The 7,511-nt window shown below is 67.8% G+C and carries 7 protein-coding genes; 2 read left to right on the forward strand and 5 right to left on the reverse strand.

What is annotated here, in order from left to right:
- Positions 1-773: 773 nt before the first annotated feature.
- Together ACOHX0_RS18995 and ACOHX0_RS19000 are read left to right on the forward strand one after the other, a co-directional pair.
- A complete protein-coding gene (locus ACOHX0_RS18995) occupies positions 774-1,607 on the forward strand; it encodes an MBL fold metallo-hydrolase (RefSeq protein WP_420678746.1) in 834 nt (277 codons plus the stop codon).
- A 249-nt stretch (positions 1,608-1,856) separates the two neighbouring features.
- A complete protein-coding gene (locus ACOHX0_RS19000; RefSeq protein ID WP_420678747.1) occupies positions 1,857-3,380 on the forward strand; it encodes an FAD-binding oxidoreductase in 1,524 nt (507 codons plus the stop codon).
- A gap of 320 nt (positions 3,381-3,700) precedes the next feature.
- Here ACOHX0_RS19000 and ACOHX0_RS19005 read toward each other — a convergent pair whose 3' ends face one another.
- The 5 genes from ACOHX0_RS19005 to ACOHX0_RS19025 all read right to left on the reverse strand — a co-directional run bounded on the left by ACOHX0_RS19005 (position 3,701) and on the right by ACOHX0_RS19025 (position 7,170).
- A complete protein-coding gene (locus ACOHX0_RS19005) occupies positions 3,701-4,240 on the reverse strand; it encodes an adenine phosphoribosyltransferase (protein ID WP_420678748.1) in 540 nt (179 codons plus the stop codon).
- Positions 4,241-4,395: 155 nt separating this feature from the next.
- Positions 4,396-5,109 (reverse strand): DUF418 domain-containing protein, encoded by a 714-nt coding sequence (locus tag ACOHX0_RS19010; RefSeq protein WP_420678751.1) that lies wholly within the window; start codon positions 5,107-5,109, stop codon positions 4,396-4,398.
- Positions 5,097-5,360 carry a hypothetical protein gene (locus ACOHX0_RS19015; protein WP_420678749.1) on the reverse strand — a complete coding sequence of 88 codons (264 nt, stop codon included), beginning with the start codon at positions 5,358-5,360 and terminating at the stop codon, positions 5,097-5,099. Before ACOHX0_RS19015 ends, ACOHX0_RS19010 begins: the two co-directional genes overlap by 13 nt.
- A gap of 405 nt (positions 5,361-5,765) precedes the next feature.
- A complete protein-coding gene (locus ACOHX0_RS19020; protein ID WP_420678752.1) occupies positions 5,766-6,629 on the reverse strand; it encodes an S-methyl-5'-thioadenosine phosphorylase in 864 nt (287 codons plus the stop codon).
- 205 nt (positions 6,630-6,834) lie between these two features.
- Positions 6,835-7,170: a hypothetical protein gene (locus tag ACOHX0_RS19025; protein WP_420678750.1), complete on the reverse strand. Its 336-nt coding sequence runs from the start codon at positions 7,168-7,170 to the stop codon at positions 6,835-6,837.
- Positions 7,171-7,511 lie beyond the last annotated feature (341 nt).

Here is a 7,511-nt window from a genome sequence, read left to right on the forward strand (position 1 = left end):
TCCCCCCCCCCCCCCCCCCCCCCCCCCCCCCCCCCCACGCCCAACTGAGAGGGTGCATTCTGTGAATGCGCCCGATCGGGCGGGAGCGCACCCTTGGCGGATTCCACCGGCAGCCGAAAGAAATCTGAGGCGGCGGAGGCGGGCTTGTTGCGGATTATGGCTGCCGGGCGCGTATGCCGTGGCTTCTCCTGATCCTTGCCGGCGCCGCCGGGCGGTCCCGGATTGCTCCGGCCTCCGGGGCCGAATGGGGCCAGGTTCCGCGTGTCTCGCCGCATTTGCCGCCCCTCGCATCCGGCGCGGTTGAGCCGTCTCCGACCCACACCTGCCGGTTTGCCCCTGCACGCGGCTTCCTTCCCTTGCAGGAGGCAGCGCCTGTCCGAGGGCGCACGGCCCGGCGGGACTGCTCTCCCGGCTGTTTCCTTCGGGACTTCAGGCGGCCTGTGCGGGAAAGGGGGCTTGAGGCGGTCAATGACCGCCGCACGCGGGTCTTTGCCATGCAAGCCCGCAGGTGCAGATCGACGGAGATACTGCGTCTTAGGTGCGTGCAAGGGTCCTCAGCGCCGCCCGTTTGCGGCGCACATCCTGCGCGCGCGGCTCCCGCCCGCCAGCCCTTCGCCGCATGGCTGGAGCGGCCCCGGACGGTCTTTCGGTCATGCAAGAGGCTGCGCCCCGCGATATCACCTGGACGGGCGCGGAAGCAGCCCAGGCCCATCCACCCGCTGAAAAGGCCGCGCAGCGCGTGACAGCGGGCCTTTGTGCCCTAGAACTGCTGCATGCGCCTCCTCCTTTCTGCCCTGATCGCTGCCAGCCTCCTTTCCTCCGCTACCGGCGCCGCCGCGCAGGAGCGCAGGGCGAGCCATTGCATCGCTCTCGCCGCAGGCGCGCCGGGGCTGCAGCACCTTCAGCCCGCAAGCTGGCAGGCGCCGGTCGCAGCGCACCATTTGCGCATCCGCTACCTCGGCCATGCCTCCTTCCTGCTGCAGACAGAGGACGGGCTCGGCATCGTGACCGATTACACCGGCTTCACCGGTACCGCGCCGCTGATCCCCGATGTGGTCACCATGAACCACGCGCATGAGACCCATTGGACCGCGCATCCCGACCCGGCGATCCCGCATGTGCTGCGCGGCTGGGGGCCGTTTGGCGAGGGCATCCAGCACCACCTCGACCTCGGCGGCGTGCTGATCCGAAATGTCTCCACCGACATCCGCTCCCGCTTCGGCGGGGTGGAGCCCTTGGGCAACTCGATCTTCGTCTTCGAGTCCGCGGGGCTCTGCATCGGCCACCTCGGCCACCTGCACCACGTGCCGACGCCGGCGCAATACGCGGCCCTTGGGCGGATGGATGTGGTGATGGCGGCGGTGGATGGCGGCACCACGCTGCCGCTCGATCAGATGATGGAGGTGCTGATACGGCTGCGCGCCTCGGTGGTGATCCCGATGCACTGGTTCGGCGACTACACGCTGCAGCGGTTCCTCAGCGAGGCGGGCGAGGTCTTCCCGGTGGTGGATGAAGGCGTCTCGGAGCTGGAGCTGTCGCTGCGCAGCCTGCCGGAGCGGCCGCAGATCGTGGTGCTGCGGCCCAGGTATCTTGGCGCCGAAGAGTGAGGCGGCCGTTTGAGGCCCGTGCCGGCCGCTGCCGGCTGCTGCGGCTTGCCGGTGCCTGCACCTAGCCGTTGGTGGTGCCGGCCGGTGCCCGGCAAGCGTTGCGGTGCCTGGCTCCCCCTGTTTCCGGTGCGGAGCCGCCGGCGATTGCCGACCGGTTTCGGCCGCCGCCGCGCTCCAGCTGCCTGCGCCGTGCCTCGCGCGCCTGTTGCGGCCCTTGCCAGCCCCCATGGTTTTGGCCATGGATAAGCCATGACCCGCAGCCCGAAACCCTCCGCCTCCGCACCTGCCGCCGGCCACGAGACGCCCGAGGGCGATATCCCCCAGCGCGCGGCTGCCACCCGCTCCGCCGCGTTCCCGCCGCTGAACCCGGCCGGGCCGGACTTCGCCGCGCGCCTCTCCGGGCGCCTGCCCGAGGGCGTGTTGCGCCTGGCCGAGCCGCGCTTCCTGGAGGAGCCGCGCGGCCGCTACCGCGGCCAGGCCGGGCTGCTTGCACTGCCGCAGACGGTGGAGCAGGTGGCGCTGATCCTGCGCGAAGCCAATGCCGCGCGGGTGCCGGTGGTGCCTTACGGCGGCGGCACCGGGCTGGTCGGCGGCCAGGTGATGCCGGAAGGACCCTCGCCGCTGGTGCTGGGGCTTGAGCGCATGGCTGCGGTCCGCGCGGTCTATCCGCAGGAAAACGTCCTCATCGCCGAGGCAGGCGCGGTCCTTGCCGACGTGCAGGCGGCCGCAGAGGCCGCGGACCGGCTGTTCCCGCTGTCGCTGGCGGCCGAGGGCTCGGCCCGGATCGGCGGCAACCTCGCAACCAACGCGGGCGGCGTGGGCGTGCTTCGCTACGGCAACGCGCGGGACCTCTGCCTCGGACTGGAGGCGGTGCTGCCCACGGGCGATATCTGGCACGGGCTCACCCGGCTCAGGAAGGACAACACCGGCTATGACCTCAAGAATCTGCTGATCGGCTCCGAAGGCACGCTCGGCGTGATCACAGCCGCGGCACTGAAGCTGGCGCCGGTGCCGGCGGGCCTAGGCACGGCGCTGTATACGGTACGCGATCCGAGGGCAGCGCTGGACCTTCTCGCGCTCGCCCGCGGTCAGCTGGGCGAGGCGGTCAGCGCTTTCGAGCTGATGCACCGGCAGGGGCTCGATTTCCTGGCCGAGACCCTGCCGCAGGTGCGCCGGCCCTTTGCCGAGGCGCCGGAATGGTGCGTGTTGTTGGAACTGGGCCTGCCCCGCGGCCTCGACCCGGAGGCGGCGCTGGCGGAGCTGTTCGAGACGGCGGAAGCGGCGGGTCTGGCCTCGGACGGGGTGATCGCCCAGTCCGGCGCCCAGCGGCAGGAACTCTGGGCCCTGCGCGAGCATATCCCCCTTGCAAACAAGGCAATTGGCTCGGTGTCGAGTCACGACATCTCGCTGCCGCTGTCGGAGATCCACGCCTTCATCGAAGCGGGCCGGCAGGCGGTGGCAGCGGTCGGGGACTTCCGCATCAACTGCTTCGGCCACCTCGGCGACGGCAACCTGCATTACAACGTCTTCCCGCCCAAGGGGCAGGACCGCGCGGCTTTCGACCCTTTGCGCGGTGCGGTGAAGCGGGCGGTGCATGATCTGGTGCAGGACTTCGGCGGCTCCTTCAGCGCCGAGCACGGGGTGGGGCGGCTGAAAACTTGCGACCTGGAACGCTACGGCGACCCGGCCCGGCTGGCGGCGATGCGGGCGATCAAGCAGGCGCTCGACCCCAATGGCATCATGAACCCGGGCGCGGTGCTGTCGCGCGGGTGACCGCGTCGCGGCGCAGACTGGGCCGGGTCTTATCCCGAGAGAGCTAAGCCCAAAGATGTAATCCCAATGGTAGATATGCATAGTCCAGGCAAGGCACGTAATCCAATAGGGTTAAACTATCCTGCTCAACCGGGGAGACTAAACCCAACGGCGTAATTCGAAAGGACAGGGAGGGCTCCCGCCCCCGCGGCCGCCCGGCTTTGCCGGACTGCCAGGCCCAACCGGAAGAGCCATTTTTGCAGAAAATGGCGTATGACGGGCGGGAGTGCCCGCGCCGGCACCCATGTCAGCCGAGGGAGCAGAGCCGGCGGGCGCGGTGCTCAGAGGCCCTCGAACTCGCAGAGCACATGCACGTCCATGCCCATGTCTTCGAGCAGCTTGCGGCCGCCCAGCTCCGGCAGGTCGACGATGAAGGCGCAGGAGACGATCTCGCCCCCCAGCCGCTGGATCAGCTTGATGCCCGCGCCCGCGGTGCCGCCGGTGGCCAGCAGGTCGTCGACCACCAGCACCTTCTCGCCTGGCTGGATGGCGTCGTCGTGGATTTCCACGATCGCCTCGCCGTATTCCAGCTTGTAGTCCTGGCTGATGGTGGTGCCGGGCAGCTTCCCCTTCTTGCGGATCGGCACGAAGCCGACGCTGAGCTGATGCGCAATCGCCCCGCCCAGGATGAAGCCGCGCGCCTCGAGCCCCACCACCTTGTCGATCTGCTCACCGGCATAGGGGTGCAGCATCTGGTCAATTGCCATGCGGAAGCCGCGCGGATCGGCAAACAGCGTGGTCACGTCGCGGAACATGATGCCCTCGTGCGGGAAGTCGACGATGGTGCGGATATAGTCCTTGACGGCGGATTTCTTCGGCATGGCGGGGCTCCTTGCGGCGGAACGGTGAGGATAAGCGGCCCCCTCGGGCCGGACCCCGCGGGTTTGGCCGAAGCGGCGCGCGCTTGCAAGAGGGAAGGGCCGACAGATGCGGCAATTGCCCGGCTCAGGCTGCGCCAGGGGCGCAGAAGAGGGCTTCAGCCCTGACGCGGCCGCTTGCGGGCGGGCCAGCGCAGCAGCAGCTCCAGCGGCCCGTGGCGGGCGGCCTTTAGCCAAGCCTTGGCATAGAGCATAGACAGCGCGCAGAACCCCGCCCCGAGGCCCAGAACCTCCCCGTTTTTCAGGCTGCCGTCCAGCAGCCCGGCGGCCTCAAGCGCACCCATGCCAAGCAGAATATGCGCCGCATAAAGCGTCAGAGCCTGCCGCCCGGGCGCGGCGAGCCATCCGGCAAGCACGCCCGGCAGCCGCGGCGTAACAAGCAGCAGCAGCCCGATCGCCGCCGCAGCGCTGCCGCTGGCGGAAAGGATGTAGAACGGTCCCGGCGGCACTGGCGCGGTGCCTGCAAGCTCGGCCAGTTCCGGGTCCTGCACGGTTTGCGCGGGCAGCATGCCAAGCGCCGCCACGAGCAAACCTCCCGCTGCCAGCCCCGCCTGCACCCGCGGTGCGGAAAGACGCAGCCGCCCGATCCACATGCCGGTGAACAGGAAGGCGACCCAGGGAAACACCGGGTGCCAGCCGTTAAAGAAGGTGTTCCGCAGGAACCCCTCCAGCGTCCAGAAATCCCGGTAGGCAAGGCTCTCCCAGTCCCAATGCGCCTCGTAGTCCAGCAGGACAAAGCCCGCGAGGCTGACCAGAACCGCCGCAGCCGCCGCCCAGAGCAGTGCGCTGCGCGGCGCGGTCAGAAAAGGCAGCGCGCAGAGGAAATAGACCGCGTAGAAATGATGTCAGCGTCGAAGATAGTGAGGTTCATGAGCCCCAGCGCGAAGAGGATCAGCGCCCGCAGGGTGAGCGTGCCGCGCGCGGGTCCCGCCAGCGCAAGCCCGGCGCCCGCCAGCACCACGAAGAGCGCGGCCGCCCGGCCCTCAAGGGCCGAGATCAGCGCCGAAGCCGCGCCCGCGTCCTCCGCTACCCCGGCGGCAACCCGGAAGTTCACTAGCACCATGCCGCAGAAGGCAAGAAATCACGCAATGTCCAACCCGATCAGGCGCACGCCACCCTCCCGCCCGTTTGCCGCACGGACTCAAGAATGCCGTTTGGGCGTTGAGAAGAAAGAGGAACGTGCAACACTCCAGCCTCAAATCCGGACTACCGTGCCGCAAGCGCGGAACAAGGCCGCAAGGCCGCCGCGCATCGCCGGCGCACGCATGCGGCGGCGATTTGGTGAGGCTGGGCGCTCCCTCGCAAGGGTTCACGGACGTGGCCGGGATAAACTGCCAGTCACGCCTGTTGGGTCGCCCCCTGCGCACGTCGGCAACGCGCGGCTCATGCCCCGTTCGGAAGGACCGGCGCGCCGGAGGGTCGAGGACAGCCAGCCCTCGCGGTCTGCACCCGGCGCACCCTGCCTGGCTTAGCCCAGCACCCGGCCTGCCACCGCGTCGAGCTTGGCCAGAAGTGCCGGGTCGCGTTTTTCCGGAGCGGTCATCAGCGCGTATTCCAGTGCCCGGTCGCAGCCATGCGAGCAGGGCGCGCGGTCCTTGCCCAACAGCCCGGGCAGACGGCGCACCAGCGCGCGGGCGTTGTCGGAGTTGCCCTTGAGCGTCGCGATGATCGCCGTGATGTCCACCGCGCCGTGATCCGGGTGCCAGCTGTCGTAATCGGTAACCATGGCGATGGAGGCGTAGCACAGCTCGGCCTCGCGGGCGAGCTTGGCCTCGGGCATGTTGGTCATGCCGATCACGTCGCAGCCCCACTGCTCGCGGTACATCTTCGATTCCGCCACCGAGGAGAACTGCGGCCCCTCCATGCACAGGTAGGTGCCGCCGCGGTGCACGGTGATGCCTGCGTCTTTCGCCGCTGCCTCGGCCGCATCGCCAAGCCGCGGGCAAGTCGGATGCGCGACACTCACATGGGCGACGCAGCCGGTGCCGAAGAAGCTCTTGTCGCGTGCAAAGGTGCGGTCGATGAACTGGTCGACGATGACAAAATCGCCCGGCGCCATCTCCTCGCGGAACGATCCGCAGGCGGAGACCGAGAACACATCGGTCACACCCAGCCGCTTCAGCGCGTCGATATTGGCGCGGTAGGGCACCTCGGAGGGCGAATGCGCATGGCCGCGGCCGTGGCGCGGCAGGAAAGCCATCTTCACACCGCCCAGCGTGCCGGTGAGGATCTGGTCCGAGGGCGCCCCCCAGGGCGTCTCCACCGCCAGCCATTCGGCGCCTTCCAGCCCGTCAATCTCGTAAATGCCCGAACCGCCGATCACGGCAATCATGGTCTCCTGGGTCACGCGTCCTGCTCCTGTCTGGTGCTGCTGGGTGCGATATGCGCAAGCGGGGCGGCCTTTGGCAAGCCCAAGGCGGGAGAATGGGGGGTGACTTGCGTGCACCGCCTGTCCGCCGCCTGTATATTGGTCGGCTGCCGGAAGGCTGGATGACTCTAGCGGGGATATCTTTTAGCAAGAGAAAAGGGCGAGAAGCCTATTCGCGCCGGATGATCCCGGTCAGAGCGGCGGCGCCGAAGGCGGTGACGATCCAGCCTGCCGTGATGAAGACCCAGCGAAGCCACCAGAGTTGCTTGCCCCACCAACCACGCTCAGTTGAGGGGGTCCAGGCCTCTGATTGGCCAAGGTCGAGGATCGGGATTACGAGGTCGGCGGCATATGCATAACGGTTAAATGTTTCCCAGTCCTTTCCCGGTATGGAGTGCGACCATTCAGACGCTGGATTTGCTGACGTACCGGCGAACTTCGCCCACCCAGATGAGATCAGCACCGGGCCAGAGTTAGGAGCAAAGCTGCCTTCTTCCCACGCCATGTGTGTGGGATAGGTGGCGCCAATCCAGAGGGCAACCAGCCAAATCAGGCTGAGTTCCGGGCGGTAACCGTGGCCTGTGACGTAAAACGAAATACCATGCCAAGTTCGCCGGCACAAAATCTCAAGATCGCGCCAGATGCTGAGAAGGCCTATAACGATGTCGCCATTAGGCTTAACGATGCGATTTTCGCGGGCTTGTTCACGTAATCTTTGGGCTAGGGTCAGGACCCATTGATTTTCGGCTATCGGTATGATTCACGGCTCGAAAACGAGCGGTGACCATGTCTGATCTTTTCTGGCTAACTGACGCGCAGATGGCGCGCCTTGAGCCTTTCTTCCCC

The sequence above is a fragment of the Cribrihabitans pelagius genome (assembly GCF_048820915.1).
Classification (GTDB): Bacteria; Pseudomonadota; Alphaproteobacteria; order Rhodobacterales; family Rhodobacteraceae; genus Cribrihabitans_A; species Cribrihabitans_A pelagius.

What these genes read in the sequence shown, in the direction of transcription:
- ACOHX0_RS19015 (WP_420678749.1), bottom strand. Translation starts at nt 5,360, where the DNA reads ATGGTGCTAGTGAACTTCCGGGTTGCCGCCGGGGTAGCGGAGGACGCG.
- ACOHX0_RS19020 (WP_420678752.1), bottom strand. Translation starts at nt 6,629, where the DNA reads ATGATTGCCGTGATCGGCGGTTCGGGCATTTACGAGATTGACGGGCTG.
- ACOHX0_RS19000 (WP_420678747.1), top strand. Translation starts at nt 1,857, where the DNA reads ATGACCCGCAGCCCGAAACCCTCCGCCTCCGCACCTGCCGCCGGCCAC.
- ACOHX0_RS18995 (WP_420678746.1), top strand. Translation starts at nt 774, where the DNA reads ATGCGCCTCCTCCTTTCTGCCCTGATCGCTGCCAGCCTCCTTTCCTCC.
- ACOHX0_RS19025 (WP_420678750.1), bottom strand. Translation starts at nt 7,170, where the DNA reads ATGGCGTGGGAAGAAGGCAGCTTTGCTCCTAACTCTGGCCCGGTGCTG.
- ACOHX0_RS19005 (WP_420678748.1), bottom strand. Translation starts at nt 4,240, where the DNA reads ATGCCGAAGAAATCCGCCGTCAAGGACTATATCCGCACCATCGTCGAC.